The sequence below is a fragment of the Ramlibacter sp. 2FC genome (genome assembly GCF_005503345.1).
Lineage (GTDB): Bacteria > Pseudomonadota > Gammaproteobacteria > Burkholderiales > Burkholderiaceae_C > SCMQ01.
This window is the reverse complement of sequence record NZ_SCMM01000026.1, coordinates 14,894-30,853: the sequence shown is the minus strand read 5'-3', so window position 1 is coordinate 30,853 and position 15,960 is coordinate 14,894. Positions and strand designations below refer to the sequence as shown.

Sequence of the window (15,960 nt, the reverse complement as noted above, 5' to 3'; positions counted from 1 at the left end):
AAACGGCATCCCCGGGGGATGCCGTTGCAAGCAGGTTGCGGGATGCGCCGATTTTACTTGGGGCGGGTGGCCGCCCCGGGGGCGGCTCCCGCCTCAGGGCCAAGGCCGGTGCAGCTCGATGATGCGCCGCAAGGTGGTCTTGAGCTCGTCGGCGCGCTTGAGGCCGAACGGCTCCAGCACGCGATGCTCGTGCTGCTTGGCCTGCTCGATCAGGCTGGCCACGATCTTCTGGCCTTTGGGCGTGATGCGCACCAAGGTGATGCGCCGGTCCGTTTCATGGGGCACGCGCTCGACATAGCCCTTGAGCTCCATGCGGTCGAGCAGCCGCGTGACGGTGGGCTGCTTGGTGACGGACACCTGGGCCAGGCCGCCGATGCTCATGCCCTCGCTGCCGGTCAGGGTGGCCAGGATGCGCCACTCCGACACCGAGAAGCCGTTGGCCTGCACCACTCTGTGGAACTCGGTGGAGATCAGCAGGCTGGCCTGTGCCAGCAGGGCGGCCAGATAGTCGTCGACGAAGGGCAGTTTCTCGGTGCGGGGCATGTGGCCAATCATAGCGGTGGGCCTGCGGGCGCATGGCTGGCATGTCCGTTGCTTGGTCAGGGAAAACGATGATTTTGGATTGATTTACTTTTAAACGATGCGATCCTAGAATCCATCCAAAATCATATATATGCCCGATAACCGAAGTCGCTCAAAGGAAGTCCATGGCTGAACGCTCGTTCGTCGAAGAGGTCAAGAAACTGCGCCTGGGCGCGGGCGAGGTGTTCCGCGGCGAGGGCATCCTGGCCGTGACCAAGGCCCTGCTCGAGTCGGGCGTGAACTACGTCGCGGGCTACCAGGGCGCGCCGATCTCGCACCTGATGGACGTGCTGGCCGACGCGCAGGACATCCTGAGCGAGCATGGCATACGCTTCGAGAACAGCGCCAGCGAAGCCACGGCGGCTGCCACGCTGGCGGCCTCGGTCAACTACCCGCTGCGCGGCGCCGTCACCTTCAAGGCGACGGTGGGCACCAACGTGGCCTCCGACGCGCTGGCCAACCTGGCCTCGGGCGGCGTCACCGGCGGCGCGCTGGTGATCGTGGGCGAGGACTACGGCGAGGGCTCCTCGATCATGCAGGAGCGCAGCCATGCCTTCGCCATGAAGTCGCAGATCTGGCTGCTCGATCCGCGGCCCAACCTGCCCAGCATCGTGCAGGCCGTGAAGGACGGCTTCGAGCTGTCCGAAGCCAGCCGCACGCCCGTGATGCTGCAGCTGCGCATCCGCGCCTGCCATGTGCACGGCGAGTTCGTCGCGTCCGACAACCGCCGGCCCAGCTACACCATACAGCAGGCCATGGAGCAGCCGCAGCGCGACGTGAGCCGCATCGTGCTGCCGCCCGCGAGCTTCGTGCACGAGCAGGAGAAGATCAAAGAGCGCTGGCCCGCGGCCCTGAGCTTCATCGAGGAGCGCGGGCTCAACGAGTTCTTCCCGGCCGGCGCCGGCGGCATCGACGATCTGGGTATCGCGGTGCAGGGCGGCTGCTACAACACCCTGATCCGCGCGCTGCAGCAGCTCGGCCTGGCCGACGCCTACGGCAACACCCAGCTGCCGCTGTACGTGATGAACGTGGCCTACCCGCTGGTCGACGCCGAGCTGCTGCGCTTTTGCCAGGCCAAGCGTGCGCTGCTGGTGGTCGAGGAGGGGCAGCCCAATTTCGTCGAGCAGAACGTCGCGGCCATCCTGCGCCAGGCCGGCTCGGCCACCGCGCTGCATGGCAAGGATGTCCTGCCCGTGGCCGGCGAGTACACCACGGCGGCGGTGCTGCAGGGCTTGCGCGCCTTTCTCGCCGCGCATGGCCGGCTGCAGCCGGCCTCGCAGCCCGAGGCGGCTTCGCGCGAGCGCAAGCTCATCCCCATCGTGGCCGCACCCAAGAGCGCTATCGAAGCCAGCGTGCACGCCCGCCCGCCGGGCTTTTGCACCGGCTGCCCCGAGCGGCCGATCTTCACCGCGATGAAGCTGGTCGAGCGCGAGCTCGGCGAGCACCATGTGAGCGCCGACATCGGCTGCCACCTGTTCTCCATTCTGCCGCCGTTCAACCTGGGCAACACCACCATGGGCTATGGCCTGGGCGCGGCCGGCGCCGCGGCGCTCAACGTGCCCGCCGCCAAGCGCGCGATCTCGGTCATGGGCGACGGCGGCTTCTGGCACAACGGCCTGACCAGCGGCATCGCCAACGCGGTGTTCAACCGCAGCGACAACCTGACCATCGTGGTCGACAACAGCTACACCTCGGCCACCGGCGGCCAGGACATCCTCTCGTCCAAGGCACTCAACCCCACGCGCAGCACCAACCATGCGATCGAGCAGGCCGTGCGCGGCGTGGGCGTGAACTGGGTCAAGACCGTGCGGCGCACCTACGACCTCAAGACCATGATGGCCACGCTGCGCGAGGCCCTGACCACGACCGAGAAGGGGCCCAAGGTGCTGGTGGCCCAGAGCGAGTGCATGCTCAACAAGCAGCGCCGCGAAAAGCCCAGGCAGCGTGCCGCGGTGGCCAGCGGCCAGCGGGTGGTGCGCGAGCGTTTCGGCGTCGACCCGGACACCTGCACCGGCGACCACTCCTGCATACGCCTGTCGGGCTGCCCCTCGCTGTCGGTCAAGCCCAATCCCGACCCCTTGCGCACCGACCCGGTGGCGACCGTGCTGGACAGCTGCGTGGGCTGCGGCCTGTGCGGCGAGGTCTCGCACGCGGCTGTGCTCTGCCCCTCGTTCTACCGCGCGCAGATCGTGAGCAACCCCACGCGCTGGGACCGCCTGCGCGAGCGCCTGGGCCGCGCCGTGATCGGCTGGCTGCAGGCGCGCGACCAGCGCCGGCTCGCGCGCTACGCCTTTTGAGGAAATATGACAGCCCCCACGCTCATCACTACGTGTATCGCTGCCCCCCGAGGGGGCCCAGGCCTGCCTTGGGGCGGCCCTGCGCAGGCCTGATCATGAACTCACCACAACCCATCAAGATCGCGATCCTCGCCATGGGCGGGGAGGGCGGCGGCGTGCTGGCCGACTGGATCGTCGATCTGGGCGAGCACAACGGCTACATCGCACAGACCACCTCGGTGCCCGGCGTGGCCCAGCGCACCGGCGCCACCATCTACTACGTCGAGCTCTTCCCCGAGGCCCAGGCCCGCAGAGACGGCGGCCAGCCGGTGCTGGCGCTGATGCCCCTGCCGGGCGACGTGGACGTGGTGCTCGCCTCCGAGCTCATGGAGGCCGGGCGCGCGGTGCAGCGCGGCCTGGTCACCCAGGACCGCACCACGCTGGTGGCCTCGACCCATCGCGTCTACTCGATCGCCGAGAAGACCGCCATGGGCGACGGCCGCGTCGACGGCGACGAACTGATCGCCCATGCCAGCAAGGCCGCCAAGCGCTTCGTGCGCTTCGACATGGCCCAGGCGGCCGAGCAGTCGGGCAGCGTGATCAGCGCCGTGCTGTTCGGCGCACTCGCGGCCACCGGCGTGCTGCCGTTCAGCCGCGCCCAGTTCGAGGCCACGATAGAGCGCGGCGGCGTGGGCGTGAAGCCCAGCCTGAAGGCCTTTGGCCTGGGCCATGCGCAGGCCGACGAAGCGGCCGCGCCCCCCGTTGCGGTGCAGTCAGCGCAGCCGCCGCCGCAGCCGCGCGACCCCGAGGTGGCGGCCCTGCTGGAGCGCGCGCGCAGCGCCTTCCCCGACCCTGCGCAGCCGCTGATCACCGAGGGCATTCGCCGCCTGATCGACTACCAGGATCCCGCCTATGCCGGGCTCTACCTGGACCGCCTGGCCCGGGTCCATGCCTTGCCGGGCGACGGCAGCGGCGCGCTGCTGCGCGAGACCGCGCGGCACCTGGCGCTGTGGATGAGCTACGAGGACACCATACGCGTGGCCGACCTCAAGACCCGGGGGACCCGCTTCGAGCGGGTGCGCGGCGAGGTCCGGCTGCAGCCTGGCCAGCAGCTCGCGATCAACGAGTTCATGCACCCGCGCATCGAGGAGATCTGCGAAACCCTGCCGGTCGCCCTGGGCCGCTGGCTCGCCCGGCCGCATGCGCTGCATCGCCTGGTGGCGCGCCTGACGCAGCAGGGCCGGGTCGTGACCACCAGCTCGCTGCGCGGCTACCTGCTGCTGTGGGGCCTGGCGCGCCTGCGCGGCATGCGGCGCGCCACCCTGCGCTACCAGATCGAGAACGCGCGCATCGAGCAGTGGCTGGCGCAGATCACGCAGGCCGCGCAGCACAACCCTGCGCTGGCCGTAGAGGTGGCGCAATGCCAGCGCCTGGTCAAGGGCTACAGCGACACCCATGCGAGGGGCCTGAAAAACTACCAGTCCCTGATGGCCGCGGTGCAGCGGGCCGGCGCCAGCCTGGCGCCCGCCCTGCTGCGCGAGTTGCGCGATGCGGCGCTGGCCGACGAGCACGGCAAGCAGCTGCAAACGCTGCTGGTTCGACACGCCCTGGTCTGAAGGAGGTCCCATGGAAACGATCCAGGTTCAAGTCGCCCAGGTTCAGACGATCAACCCGCTGATCCGCTGCCTCACGCTGAGCGCCCGCGACGGCAGCGCCTTGCCGGGCTTCAGTGCAGGCGCCCATGTGCGGGTGCAGGTGGCCCTTGCCGATGGGGCGAGCGACTGGCGCCACTACTCACTGATCGACCTGGGCGGCGACCCCGCTGCTGCCGGCGCGCCCGCGCAGTACCGGATCGCCGTGCGCCGCGAGGACGAGGGCCGGGGCGGCTCGCGCTTCATGCATGCGCTGCAGGCGGGCGATTCGCTCACCATAGAGCCGCCCCGGAACGACTTCCCTCTCGGTCAGCACCCGGGCCGCACCGTGCTGGTGGCGGGCGGCATAGGCGTCACGCCCCTGATCGGCATGGCCGCGCAATGCCGGGCCCAGGGCCGGCCCGTGACCATGGTCTACGCCGGGCACAGCCGTGAGCTCATGGCCTTCCTGCCCGAGCTGCAGGGGCTGCTTGGCGACGGACTGGCCGTGCACGCCGACACGGAAGCGGGCGCGCCGCTCGACGTAGCAGCCCTCATCGAGGGTTGCGGCGCCAGCGACAGGCTCTACGTCTGCGGCCCGAAGCCCATGCTCGACGCCGTGCTGGGGCAGGCCCAGGCGCGCGGCTGGCCCAGCGAGCGCGTGCACTTCGAGCTGTTCTCCGCCCCGCCGGCACAGGCGGGCGACCATGCCTTCGAGCTGGTGCTGGCCCAGAGCGGCAAGAGCTGCACCGTGCCCGCCGACCAGACCATTCTGGACTGCCTGATCGACCAGGGCTGCGACCCGCTGTTCGACTGCAAGCGCGGCGAATGCGGGGTCTGCGCCGTGCCTGTGATCGAAGGCGAGGTCGACCACCGCGATTACGTGCTGAGCGCCGGAGAGAAGGCCGCCGGCAAGCTGATCCAGATCTGCATCTCGCGCGCCAAGGGACGGCGCCTGGTGCTGGACCTCTGAGCTCGTCCCCCTTCCTCTTTTCCTCACCCGGGAGAACCGCCATGATCTTGAGACTCTTGATGTGCATCGCGCTGGCCATGTTTCCGCTGGTGGTCATGGCCTCGCCGGGCGACGGCAAGCCCATCGAATGGGTGGTGGGCTACGCGCCCGGCGGCGGCTCGGATGCCGTGGCGCGCATGCTCGCCGAAGCCATGGGGCGCAGCCTGAACCGGCCGGTCTTCGTGAGCAACAAGCCCGGCGCGGGCGCCAACATCGCGGCCGACTACGTGGCCAAGGCCAGGGACGCCGAGCACCTGATGTTCACGGCCGACTCGGCCATCCTGGCGGCCAATCCCTTCCTCTACAGCCGGCTCAGCTACAGCGCGGACAAGGACTTCACGCCCGTGGGCATGATCGCCCGCTTTCCGCTGGTGCTGGTCGTGCACCCGAGTGCGCCGGTGAGGAACCTCGGGGAATTCCTGGCTTGGGCCAAGAGCGACCCCAAGGGAATGAGCTATGGCAGTCCCGGCGCGGGCAGCCCGCACCACCTGGTCACCGAGCTGTTTCGCGCCCAGACCGGCTTGACGCTGAGCCATGTGCCCTACCGCGGCGCGGCCCCGGCGATCGCCGACCTGGTGGGCGGGCAATTGCCGTTCATGTTCGTAGACACCTCCAGCGGCGGCGCCTTCATCAGCTCGGGCAAGGTGCGCGCCATCGGCGTGGCCAGCGCGCAGCGGCTCAAGACCATGGGCGAGGTGCCCACGCTGATCGAGCAGGGCCTGAGCGGCTTCGAGGCCTATGCCTGGCAGGCGCTGGTGGCGCCCGCCGGCGCCAAGCCGGCCACGGTGGCGCTGCTGAACAGGACGCTGAACGAGGCGCTCAACAGCACCGAGATCAAGGCGCGCATGCAGGTGCTGGGCATCGAGCCCCTGCCCACCACGCCGGCCGAATCGGCGCGCTATGCCGCACAGGAGCGCGAGCGCTGGAGCCGCGTGATCCGCACCGCGAACATCAAGCTCGATTGAGGCGTCATGGCCAAGTACCAGAACAATCCGAGGGCGGTGGCGGCCCTGGTGCGCGACACCGAGGTGCACAAGGACTGCTACATCGACGAGGAAGTCTTCGCCCTCGAGATGGCGCACCTGTTCGCCAACACCTGGGTCTACGTGGGCCATGCCAGCCAGGTGCCCAAGGCCGGCGACCACTTCGGCACCACGGTGGGCGACCAGCCCGTGGTGATGGTGCGCCACACCGACGGCAGCATCAAGGTGCTGTACAACCGCTGCCCGCACAAGGGCGTGCAAATCGCCCCCGAGGGCTGCGGCAACACCGGCAAGTTCTTCCGCTGCCCCTACCATGCCTGGACCTTCCGCACCGACGGCAAGCTGCTGTCCATTCCGCTGAAGAAGGGCTACGACAACACCGGCTTCGAGTCCTGCGAAGCCAGCCGTGGCATGGCGAGCGTCGGCGCCGTGCAGGTCTACCGCGACTTCGTCTTCTGCCGTCTCAACCCCGAGGGCCTGGGTTTCGAGGCGTTCTTCGGCGCCTCGCTCTCCACGCTGGACAACATGGTCGACCGCTCGCCCGAGGGACGGCTGGAGGTGGCCGGCGGCGTGATGCGCTACATGCACCACTGCAACTGGAAGATGCTGGTGGACAACCAGACCGACACCTGCCATCCCATGGTGGCGCACGAGTCCTCGGCCGGCACCGCGGTCAAGGTCTGGGAGCAGGCGCCCGAGGGCACGCCCAAGCCCATGGCGGTGGAGCTGTTTGCGCCCTTCGTCAGCCCCTACGAGTTCTTCGAGAACATGGGCATACGCGTGTGGGACAACGGGCATGGCCACACCGGCGTCAGCGATTCCATCCATGCGGCCTACTCGCCCGCCCCGGGCTACTGGGAAAGCATGGTCGCAGCCCATGGCGAGGAGAGGGCGCGCCGGATCCTGCAAGACATACGCCACAACACGGTGTATTTTCCCAACATCATGGTCAAGGGGCCGATACAGACCTTGCGCATCTTCAAGCCGCTGGCGGTGGACAAGACGCTGGTCGAGAGCTGGACCTTCCGGCTGGTAGGCGCGCCCGACCTGCTGCTGGAGCGCACCCTCATGTACAACCGCCTGGTCAACGCGCCCACCTCGGTGGTCGGCCACGACGACCTGGAAATGTACGAGCGCGCCCAGCAGGGCCTGCATTCGCGCGGCTCGCAGTGGATCAACGTGGGCCGCCTGTACGACCCCGCGGAGCGGGGCCAGGCCAACGTGGTGACCAACGGCACCAACGAATGGCAGATGCGCAGCCAGATGCGCGCCTGGGTCCGCTTCATGACCGCCAGCATGAGCGAAGGAGCGAAGGCATGAGCCAGCCCACGAACCAGCAGTTGATCGACTTCATCGTCGCCGAGGCCAGCCTGCTCGACGAGCTGCGCTTCGACGACTGGCTGGCGCTGTTCACGGACGACGGCCGCTACTGGATGCCGCTGGCCCATGGCCAGACCGACCCCAGGCTGCATGCCTCCCTGCTCTACGAGGACAAGCTGCTGCTGCAGGTGCGCATCGCCCGCCTGCACGGCGCGCGCACCTACTCGCAGCAGCCCACCAGCCGCTGCCACCACCTGCTGCAGCAGCCCGTGGTGAGCACGCGCGACGACGAGAGCGGCGTCTACACCTGCCGCACCGCCTTCCATTACTTCGAAGCCCGGCGCGACGAGCAGACGCTTTACGCGGGCTGGGCCACCCATACCCTGGTGCGCCAGGAAGGCGGCTTGCGCATGCGGCTCAAGCGCGTCGACCTGGTCAACTGCGATGCGGCCTTCGGCAACATCCAGCTCTTCATGTGAGGCTTCGTTCCCGCCAAACCGCCCCCTGTCAGGATTACCCATGGACATGTTGACCGCGCTTGCCGATGCCTTCGCCCCGCAGGATCGCAGCCTGCCTCTGATGCTGGAGCGGCAGGCCCGGCGCTTCGGTGACCGCCTGCTGTTCGCCGCCGGCGAAGTGCGCTGGAGCTACGCCGAGGCCCTGCGACAGGCGCAAGCCTACGGTGCGGCGCTGCGCGCGGCGGGGGTGGGTGCTGGCGACCGCGTCGCCCTGCTGTGCTCCAACCGGGCCGAGTTCATGCAGATCTTCCTGGGCTGCGCCTGGATAGGCGCTGTCACCGTGCCGATCAACACCGCGTCGCGCGGGGCGCAGCTGCGCCACATCCTGACGAACTCCGGCGCCCGCCTGCTGGTGACCGAGGGCGAGGGGCTTCAGGCGGTGCAGGCCCTGGAGGGGCTGGACGCGGGGCGCCTGCCGCTGGAGGCCATCTGGCTGGTCGGCGCCGAGCCGGCCGCGGGCGCCGACCCGCGCTGCACGGCCTTCCCGACGGCGCAGCCCGAGGCCTGCACGCCTGCGGCGCCGGTGCGCCCCGGCGACACGCTGGCCATTCTCTACACCTCGGGCACCACGGGCCTGTCCAAGGGCGTGTGCTGTCCGCACGCGCAGTTCTTCTGGTGGGGCGCGCACAGCGGCATGCTGCTGGGCCTGGGCGAAGGCGAGGTGCTGCTGACCACGCTGCCGCTGTTCCACACCAACGCCATGAACGCCTTCTTCCAGGCGCTGCTCAGCGGCTCGACCCTGGTGGTCGAGAAGCGCTTCTCGGCCTCGGCGTTCTGGGCCTCGCTGGCCCGGCACCAGGCCACGGTCACCTATGTGCTCGGCGCCATGGTGCCCATCCTGCTGTCCAAGCCCGCCACGCCGCAGGACCGGGCGCACCGCGTGCGCATCGCCCTGGCCCCAGGCGTGCCGCCGCAGTTCCACTCTGAATTCAGCGAGCGCTTCGGCTTGCAGCTGCTCGACGGCTACGGCTCGACCGAGACCAACTTCGTCATCGGCGCCGAACTGCCCGAGCAGCGGCCGGGCACCATGGGCAAGCTGCGCCCGGGCTTCGAGGCGCGCGTGGTCGACGGGGAGGACAACGAAGTCCCGCGCGGCCAGCCGGGCGAGCTGCTGCTGCGCGCCAGCGAGCCCTTCGCCTTTGCCTCCGGCTATTTCGGCATGGCCGACAAGACCGTGGAGGCCTGGCGCAACCTGTGGTTCCACACCGGCGACCGGGTGGTGTGCGACCAGGACGGCTACTTCAGCTTCATGGACCGGCTCAAGGACGCGATCCGCCGGCGCGGCGAGAACATCTCGTCCTACGAGGTCGAGCAGGTGCTGCTCAGCCATCCGGCGATCGAGGTCGCGGCGGTGTTCCCGGTCAAGAGTGAGATGGCCGAGGACGAGGCCATGGCCGCCATCGTGCTGCGCGAGGGCGCCCAGCTGGACGAGACCGAGCTGATGCGTTTTTGCGAAACCCGCATGGCCTATTTCGCCGTGCCGCGCTATGTCGAATACCTGGCCCAGCTGCCGGCCACGGAGAACGGCAAGGTGCAGAAGTTCAAGCTGCGCGAGCGCGGCGTGACCGAGCGCACCTGGGACCGTGAAGCCGCCGGCTACAAGCTGGCGCGCTGAGGCTGCTCACCCTTTTCTTATCCGTACAGGAGATGTCCGCATGAACCCGATCCGAACCCTCGTCGTGCTGCTGTGGGCCGCCTTGCTGTCCCTGACAGCCTGGGCCCAGGACAACTACCCGAGTCGGGCCATACGCATCATCGTGCCGTTTCCGCCGGGCGGCGGCAGCGACCTGGTGGCGCGCACCGTCGCCGCCCGCCTGGGCGAGAGCTGGAAGGTGCCGGTGCTGGTGGACAACCGTCCCGGCGGCAATACCGTGATCGGCGCCGAGGCCGCGGCCAAGGCCGCGCCCGACGGCTACACCCTGTTCGTGGCCATCGATTCGACGCTGGCGATGAACCAGGCCCTCTATGCCAAGCTGCCCTACGATCCGGTGAGCAGCTTCGCGCCGGTGACCCTGGCCATCACCATGCCCATGGTGCTGGCGGTGCACCCCGCCGTGCCGGCGCACAGCGTCAAGGACCTGCTGGCCCTGGCCAAGACGCGCGCCGGCCAGCTGGCCTACGCCCATGGCGCGCTGCCGGCCCAGGTGGCCGGCGAGGTCTTCAAGGCCAGCACCGGTGCCGACCTGCTGGCCGTGCCCTACAAGGGCGGCGCCCCGGCCATGACCGACGCGGTCGGCGGCACCGTGCCGGTGATCTTCGACGCGCTCGGCCCGGCCATGCCCCACCTCAAGGCTGGCAAGGTGCGGCCGCTGGCGGTCACCAGCCGCCAGCGCAGCCCGCTGCTGCCCGAGGTGCCGACGCTGGCCGAGGCCGGCGCGCCGGGCGTGGACCTGGTGACCTGGATAGGCTTCGTGACCCCCGCCGGCGTGGACCGGGCCATCCTGGCCAAGCTCAACCAGGAGCTGGTGCGCATCCTGCAGCTGCGCGAAACCCGCGAGCTGTTGACGGGCGTGGGCATGACGGTGGTGGCCGGCACGCCCGAGCAGTTCGCCCAGACCATCAGGGACGACCAGGTCAAGTTCGCGCGCATCATCAAGAGCGCGGGCATCCGGGTCGAGTGAACGGAAGCGCCGGCGATGGCCCCTCTTCAAGGACGCAAAGGCTATGACGGCGTGGCCGTGGCCGTGCCCGTCACCGTGCCCTACGAGCGCTACAGCACGCGCGGCGCGCACTGGTTCATCGGCCGCGCGGTGCAGGCGCTGCTGCAGCAGTCGGGCCTGGCCAAGGCGCAGATCGACGGCCTCACGGTCAGCAGCTTCTCGCTCGCGCCCGACACGGCCGTGGGCGTGACCCAGCACCTGGGGCTGTCGCCGCGCTGGCTGGACCATCTCCCCACCGGCGGCGCCTCGGGCGTGATGGCCCTGCGCCGCGCCGCGCGCGCGGTGCAGGCGGGCGACGCCGACATCGTGGCCTGCATCGGCGCCGACACCAACCATGTCGACTCCTTCCGCCAGACGCTGGGCAGCTTCAGCGACTTCGCGCGCGACGCCACCTACCCCTACGGCGCGGGCGGCCCGAATTCGATGTTCGCCTTCATCACCGACCACTACATGCGCCGCTGCGGCGCCACGCGCGAGGACTTCGGCCGCATCGCCGTGGCCCAGCGCAGCAACGCGCTGAAGAACCCGAACGCGCTGTTCAAGAAGGCCTTGTCGCTGGACGACTACCTGGCGGCCAAGCCCATCTCGGCCCCTATCCATCTGTTCGACTGCGTGATGCCCTGCGCGGGCGCCGAAGCCTTCCTGGTGATGAGCGAGGCGCGCGCGCGCGCGCTGGCCCTGCCGCACGCCCTGCTGCGCGGCGCCATCGAGCGCCACAACGCCTACGCCGACGACCCGGTGATGCTGCGCGGCGGCTGGCGGGTGGACCGCAACGAGCTCTACGCCATGGCCGGCGTGCAGCCGGCCGACATCGACTTCGTGCAGACCTACGACGACTACCCCGTGATCGTGATGATGCAGTTCGAGGACCTGGGTTTCTGCGACAAGGGCGAGGGCCCGGCCTTCGTGCGTGCGCACCGCCTGACGCGCGACGGCGATTTCCCCAACAACACCAGCGGCGGCCAGCTCTCGGCCGGCCAGGCCGGCGCGGCCGGCGGCTTCCTCGGCTTGACCGAAACCCTGCGCCAGCTCACCGATCAGGCCGGCGCGCGCGCCGTGCCCGAGGCCCGGCTGGGCCTGGTGGGCGGCTTCGGCATGGTGACCTACGACCGCTGCCTGTGCACCGGCGCCGTGATCCTGGGGAGGCCGGAATGAGCATCCCCATGCCCCGTCCCCCGCGCAAGAACCCGGTTCTGCGCACGCCCCAGATCAACCTGCCACCCGGCGCGCGCGGCCGCGTGGCCCTGGGCCTCACGGCGGCGGCCGCGGAAGGCCGCTTCGAGTTGCAGGTCTGCGAGGACTGCGGCGCCGTGCAGTACCCCCCGCGCGAGGCCTGCCACTGCTGCGTCTCGGAGTGGCTGCGCTGGCGGCCGCAGTCGGGCGCCGGCGAGCTGCTGGCCGAAACCCGGCTGGACCACAGCAACGACCTTTATTTCCGCGAGCGCCTGCCCTGGCGGCTGGGCATGGTGCGGCTGGACGCCGGACCGAGCGTGATGGTGCACCTGCACAGCGAGGTCGGCCCGGCGCCGCAGCGCGTGCGCGTGGGCGCGCGGCTGGACCGCGCGGGCAGCGCGGTGCTGATCGGATTTCCCGAGAAGGAGACACCCCATATGGCTGACGACAAGATGCTGCGCGAGATGGGCAGCGACCCCAAGTTCCGCAAGGCGCTGGTCACCGACGGCAAGACCGCCGTGGGCCAGGCCGTGGCGCGTGCCCTGGTCAAGGCCGGGGCCGACATCGTCTGGGTCGGCCACGCCGAGCCCTGGAAGAAGCTGCCGGGCCTGGCCGAGCTGGCGGCGCTGCCCCAGGTCACGCTGGTGCCGCTGGATGTGAGCGACGAGCGCTCGGTGGGCGAGCTCGCCGGCGAGATCGGCGGCAAGGTCGACATCCTGGTCAACACGGCCGAGCTGCACCGCGGCTTCGGCATCGCCGCGCGCCGCGGCACCGACGTCGCCAAGGCCGAGATGGAGGTCAACTACTTCGGCCTGCTGCGCCTGGCCCAGGCCTTCGGGCCGGCGCTCAGGGGCAGGGCGGCCGACGGCGTGGCCCATGCCACGGCCTGGGTCAACCTGCTGTCGGTCTATGCGCTGGCCAACTTTCCGCCGCACGGCACCTTCTCGGCCTCCAAGGCCGCGGCGCTGTCGCTGGCCCAGTGCCTGCGCGCCGAGATGCGGCCCGCCGGCATACGCGTGCTCAACGTCTTCCCCGGGCCGGTGGACGACGAGTGGAACCAGAGCCTGCCGCCGCCTAAGCTCGCGCCTTCCGCACTGGCGTCGAGCATCGTGCGCGCGCTGCAGGACGGCATCGAAGACGTCTACCCGGGCGACGTGGCCCAGGAATGGCTGAGCCGCTGGCGCGACAACCCCAAGGTGCTCGAGCGCGAGCTCGCGGCAGGAGGTTCTTGAAATGAGCGACAACACCATCCTCAGCGGCCTGGTGGCCGCGCTGGCCAGCGGCAGCGTCCGCGTGGTCGACCTCACGCAGACCCTAGCGCCCGAGTTCCCCGCCATCGCCCTGCCGCCCGAGATGGGGCAGTGCCAGCCGTTTCGTGTCGAGCAGATCTCGGCCTACGACGAACGCGGCCCCGGCTGGTACTGGAACAACTTCTCCTGCGGCGAGCACACCGGCACCCATTTCGACGCGCCCATCCACTGGATCTCGGGCCGCGACCTGCCCCACAACGCGGTGGACACCATACCGGTGCAGCATTTCGTCGCGCCGGCCTGCGTGATCGACTGCTCCAAGCAGGCCGAGGCCGACCCCGACTACCTGATGACGGTGGCCGACATAGCGGCTTTCGAGCAGGCCCATGGCCGCATACCGTCAGGCGCCTGGGTGCTGATGCGCACCGACTGGTCGCACCGCTGGTCCCGGCAGCGGGACGCCGAGGCCTTCCAGAATTTCGACGCCACGGGCCAGCACACGCCCGGGCCCAGCACCGAGGCCGTGCGCTTCCTGGTCGAGCAGCGCGATGTGCTGGGTTTCGGCTCGGAGGCCATAGGCACGGACGCCGGCCAGGGCTATCACCTGCGCCCGCCCTATCCCTGCCATTCGCTGATGCACGGCGCCGGCAAGTACGGCCTGCAATGCCTGACCAACCTGGACCAGCTGCCGCCCACCGGCGCGGTCGTCCTCAGCGCGCCGCTCAAGATCCAGCAGGGCAGCGGCAGCCCGCTGCGCGTGCTGGCCCTGGTCGGAGCTCCGGCATGAGCGCGGCGCATCCCCCCAAGGTCGCGGCCGTCACCGGCGGCAGCGCAGGCATAGGCAAGGTGATCTGCGAGCAGTTGCTGGCCCAGGGCTACGAGGTGGTCTCGCTCGCGCGCCGGCGCACCGAGATCGACCACCCCAGGCTGCACAGCATCGAAGTCGACCTGAGCGACCGCGCCGCCACCGGCGAGGCGGTGCGCGAGATGGTGGCGCGCCACGAGGTGAGCACGCTGGTGCACAACGCGGGCGTGATCCGGGCGGCCCTGCTGCCGGACGTGAAGCTCGACGATCTGGACGCCTTGGTCGACCTGCACCTGGGCTGCGCGATCCAGCTGCTGCAGGCCGCGCTGCCGCGCATGCGGCAGCAGCGCTTCGGCCGCGTGGTGCTGCTGTCCTCGCGCGCGGCGCTGGGCCTGGCCACGCGCACCAGCTATTCGGCCACCAAGGCCGGCATGCTGGGCATGGCGCGCACCTGGGCGCTGGAGCTCGCGCCCGAGGGCATCACGGTCAACGTGGTGGCGCCCGGCCCGATCCGCACCGACATGTTCTACGACGTGGTCGAGCAGGGCAGCGACAAGGAGCGCCAGCTGGCCCAGTCCGTGCCCGTGCGCCGCCTCGGCGAGTCGGCCGACGTGGCGCGCGCCGTGGGCTTCTTCGCCGACCCGGCCAACAGCTTCGTCACCGGCCAGGTGCTCTACGTCTGCGGCGGCACCAGCGTCGGCAGCCTCGCGCTCTGAATGCGCGGCCCTCTCAACCCCTAGGAAGGAAGCAACATGAAATCCTCTGTCCTGCGAACGATGCGCCGCTGCCTGCTGCTGGCCGCGCTGGGCCTGGCGGCGGCCGGGGCGCTGGCACAGACGGCGCCCTGGCCAGCCAAGCCGGTGCGCCTGGTGGTGGCCTTCCCGCCCGGCGGCCTGGCCGACGTCATGGCGCGCATGCTGGCGCCGCAGCTCGGCGAGGCGCTGGGCCAGCCTGTGGTGATCGACAACCGCGGCGGCGCCAGCGGCAACCTGGCGGCGATGGAGCTGCTGCGCAGCGGCGGCGACGGGCACACCTTCATGGTCAACGTGACCACCGTCGAATCGGTCAACCCGCTGATGTTCGACCGCATGCCCTTTGACCCCGCCAAGGACCTGCAGCATGTGGCGCTGCTGGCCAACACCCAGCTGTTCCTGATCACGCGACCGACCCTGCCGGCCGGCAGCCTGAAGGAGCTCGTGGCCTACGCCAGGGCCCACCCGGGCAAGCTGAGCTACGGCTCGGCCGGCAACGGCACCACGCCCCACATCGCGGGTGAATTGTTCAAGCAGAACACCGGCCTGTTCGCCACCCACATTCCCTACCGCGGCGCAGCCCCGGCGATCCAGGACGTGATGGCCGGCCAGATCGACTTCGCGTTCGCGCCGGGCACGGTGTTCCAGAGCGTCAAGGCAGGCAAGCTCAAGCTGTTGGGCGTGGCCAGCCGCCAGCGCACGGCCAACTACCCCAGCGCGCCCACGCTCGAGGAGGAGGGTTCGGGCAAGGTCTACGTCAACGCGCCCTTCGCCGTCTATGCGCCGGCCGCCATGCCCGCGGCGCACGTGAGCCGCATGAACCGCGAGATCAACCGCCTGCTGGTCCAGCCGGCGATCAAGGCGCGCTTCGCCGAGGTCGGGGCCGACGCCGTGGCCATGAGCCCGGCCGAGGTCAAGGCCCTGGTGCAGGAGGAGGTGGCGCTGTTTGGCCCGGTGGTCAGGGCGCGCCGGATTCGGGTCGATTGAGGAGGCGACAT

The 15,960-nt window shown here is 70.0% G+C and carries 14 protein-coding genes; 13 read left to right on the top strand and 1 reads right to left on the bottom strand.

Annotation, left to right across the window (positions count from 1 at the left end):
* Positions 1 to 93: 93 nt before the first annotated feature.
* Positions 94 to 543, bottom strand: a complete 450-nt coding sequence (locus FFS10_RS12740) for a MarR family winged helix-turn-helix transcriptional regulator (protein WP_137894846.1) — start codon at positions 541 to 543, stop codon at positions 94 to 96.
* 164 nt (positions 544 to 707) lie between these two features.
* Here FFS10_RS12740 and FFS10_RS12735 point away from each other — a divergent pair, with 164 nt between their 5' ends.
* The 13 genes from FFS10_RS12735 to FFS10_RS12675 all read left to right on the top strand — a co-directional run bounded on the left by FFS10_RS12735 (position 708) and on the right by FFS10_RS12675 (position 15,949).
* Complete coding sequence (locus tag FFS10_RS12735) at positions 708 to 2,879, top strand: thiamine pyrophosphate-dependent enzyme (protein ID WP_137894845.1); 2,172 nt, start codon at positions 708 to 710, stop codon at positions 2,877 to 2,879.
* A 95-nt stretch (positions 2,880 to 2,974) separates the two neighbouring features.
* Complete coding sequence (locus tag FFS10_RS12730) at positions 2,975 to 4,474, top strand: indolepyruvate oxidoreductase subunit beta family protein (RefSeq protein WP_171016156.1); 1,500 nt, start codon at positions 2,975 to 2,977, stop codon at positions 4,472 to 4,474.
* Between the two features lie 10 nt (positions 4,475 to 4,484).
* Positions 4,485 to 5,462 (top strand): PDR/VanB family oxidoreductase, encoded by a 978-nt coding sequence (locus FFS10_RS12725; RefSeq protein ID WP_137894844.1) that lies wholly within the window; start codon positions 4,485 to 4,487, stop codon positions 5,460 to 5,462.
* Positions 5,463 to 5,503: 41 nt separating this feature from the next.
* Complete coding sequence (locus tag FFS10_RS12720) at positions 5,504 to 6,466, top strand: Bug family tripartite tricarboxylate transporter substrate binding protein (RefSeq protein WP_137894843.1); 963 nt, start codon at positions 5,504 to 5,506, stop codon at positions 6,464 to 6,466.
* A gap of 6 nt (positions 6,467 to 6,472) precedes the next feature.
* The gene (locus FFS10_RS12715) at positions 6,473 to 7,804 is read left to right on the top strand and encodes an aromatic ring-hydroxylating dioxygenase subunit alpha (protein ID WP_137894842.1); all 1,332 of its coding nucleotides are present in this window, start codon (positions 6,473 to 6,475) and stop codon (positions 7,802 to 7,804) included.
* Entirely contained in the window at positions 7,801 to 8,283 is a 483-nt protein-coding gene (locus tag FFS10_RS12710; RefSeq protein ID WP_137894841.1) for an aromatic-ring-hydroxylating dioxygenase subunit beta, read from the top strand. The genes FFS10_RS12715 and FFS10_RS12710 overlap by 4 nt, the downstream gene beginning before the upstream one ends.
* Before the next feature lie 40 nt (positions 8,284 to 8,323).
* Positions 8,324 to 9,937: an ATP-dependent acyl-CoA ligase gene (locus FFS10_RS12705; RefSeq protein WP_502702867.1), complete on the top strand. Its 1,614-nt coding sequence runs from the start codon at positions 8,324 to 8,326 to the stop codon at positions 9,935 to 9,937.
* Between the two features lie 40 nt (positions 9,938 to 9,977).
* Entirely contained in the window at positions 9,978 to 10,943 is a 966-nt protein-coding gene (locus tag FFS10_RS12700; protein ID WP_137894840.1) for a Bug family tripartite tricarboxylate transporter substrate binding protein, read from the top strand.
* A gap of 15 nt (positions 10,944 to 10,958) precedes the next feature.
* Positions 10,959 to 12,137 carry a thiolase family protein gene (locus tag FFS10_RS12695; protein WP_137894839.1) on the top strand — a complete coding sequence of 393 codons (1,179 nt, stop codon included), beginning with the start codon at positions 10,959 to 10,961 and terminating at the stop codon, positions 12,135 to 12,137.
* The gene (locus FFS10_RS12690; RefSeq protein ID WP_137894838.1) at positions 12,134 to 13,387 is read left to right on the top strand and encodes an SDR family NAD(P)-dependent oxidoreductase; all 1,254 of its coding nucleotides are present in this window, start codon (positions 12,134 to 12,136) and stop codon (positions 13,385 to 13,387) included. The genes FFS10_RS12695 and FFS10_RS12690 overlap by 4 nt, the downstream gene beginning before the upstream one ends.
* 1 nt (position 13,388) lies before the next feature.
* Entirely contained in the window at positions 13,389 to 14,192 is an 804-nt protein-coding gene (locus tag FFS10_RS12685) for a cyclase family protein (RefSeq protein WP_137894837.1), read from the top strand.
* Entirely contained in the window at positions 14,189 to 14,926 is a 738-nt protein-coding gene (locus FFS10_RS12680; RefSeq protein ID WP_137894836.1) for an SDR family oxidoreductase, read from the top strand. The genes FFS10_RS12685 and FFS10_RS12680 overlap by 4 nt, the downstream gene beginning before the upstream one ends.
* Before the next feature lie 36 nt (positions 14,927 to 14,962).
* A complete protein-coding gene (locus tag FFS10_RS12675) occupies positions 14,963 to 15,949 on the top strand; it encodes a Bug family tripartite tricarboxylate transporter substrate binding protein (RefSeq protein WP_249931277.1) in 987 nt (328 codons plus the stop codon).
* The last annotated feature ends 11 nt before the right edge of the window (positions 15,950 to 15,960 follow it).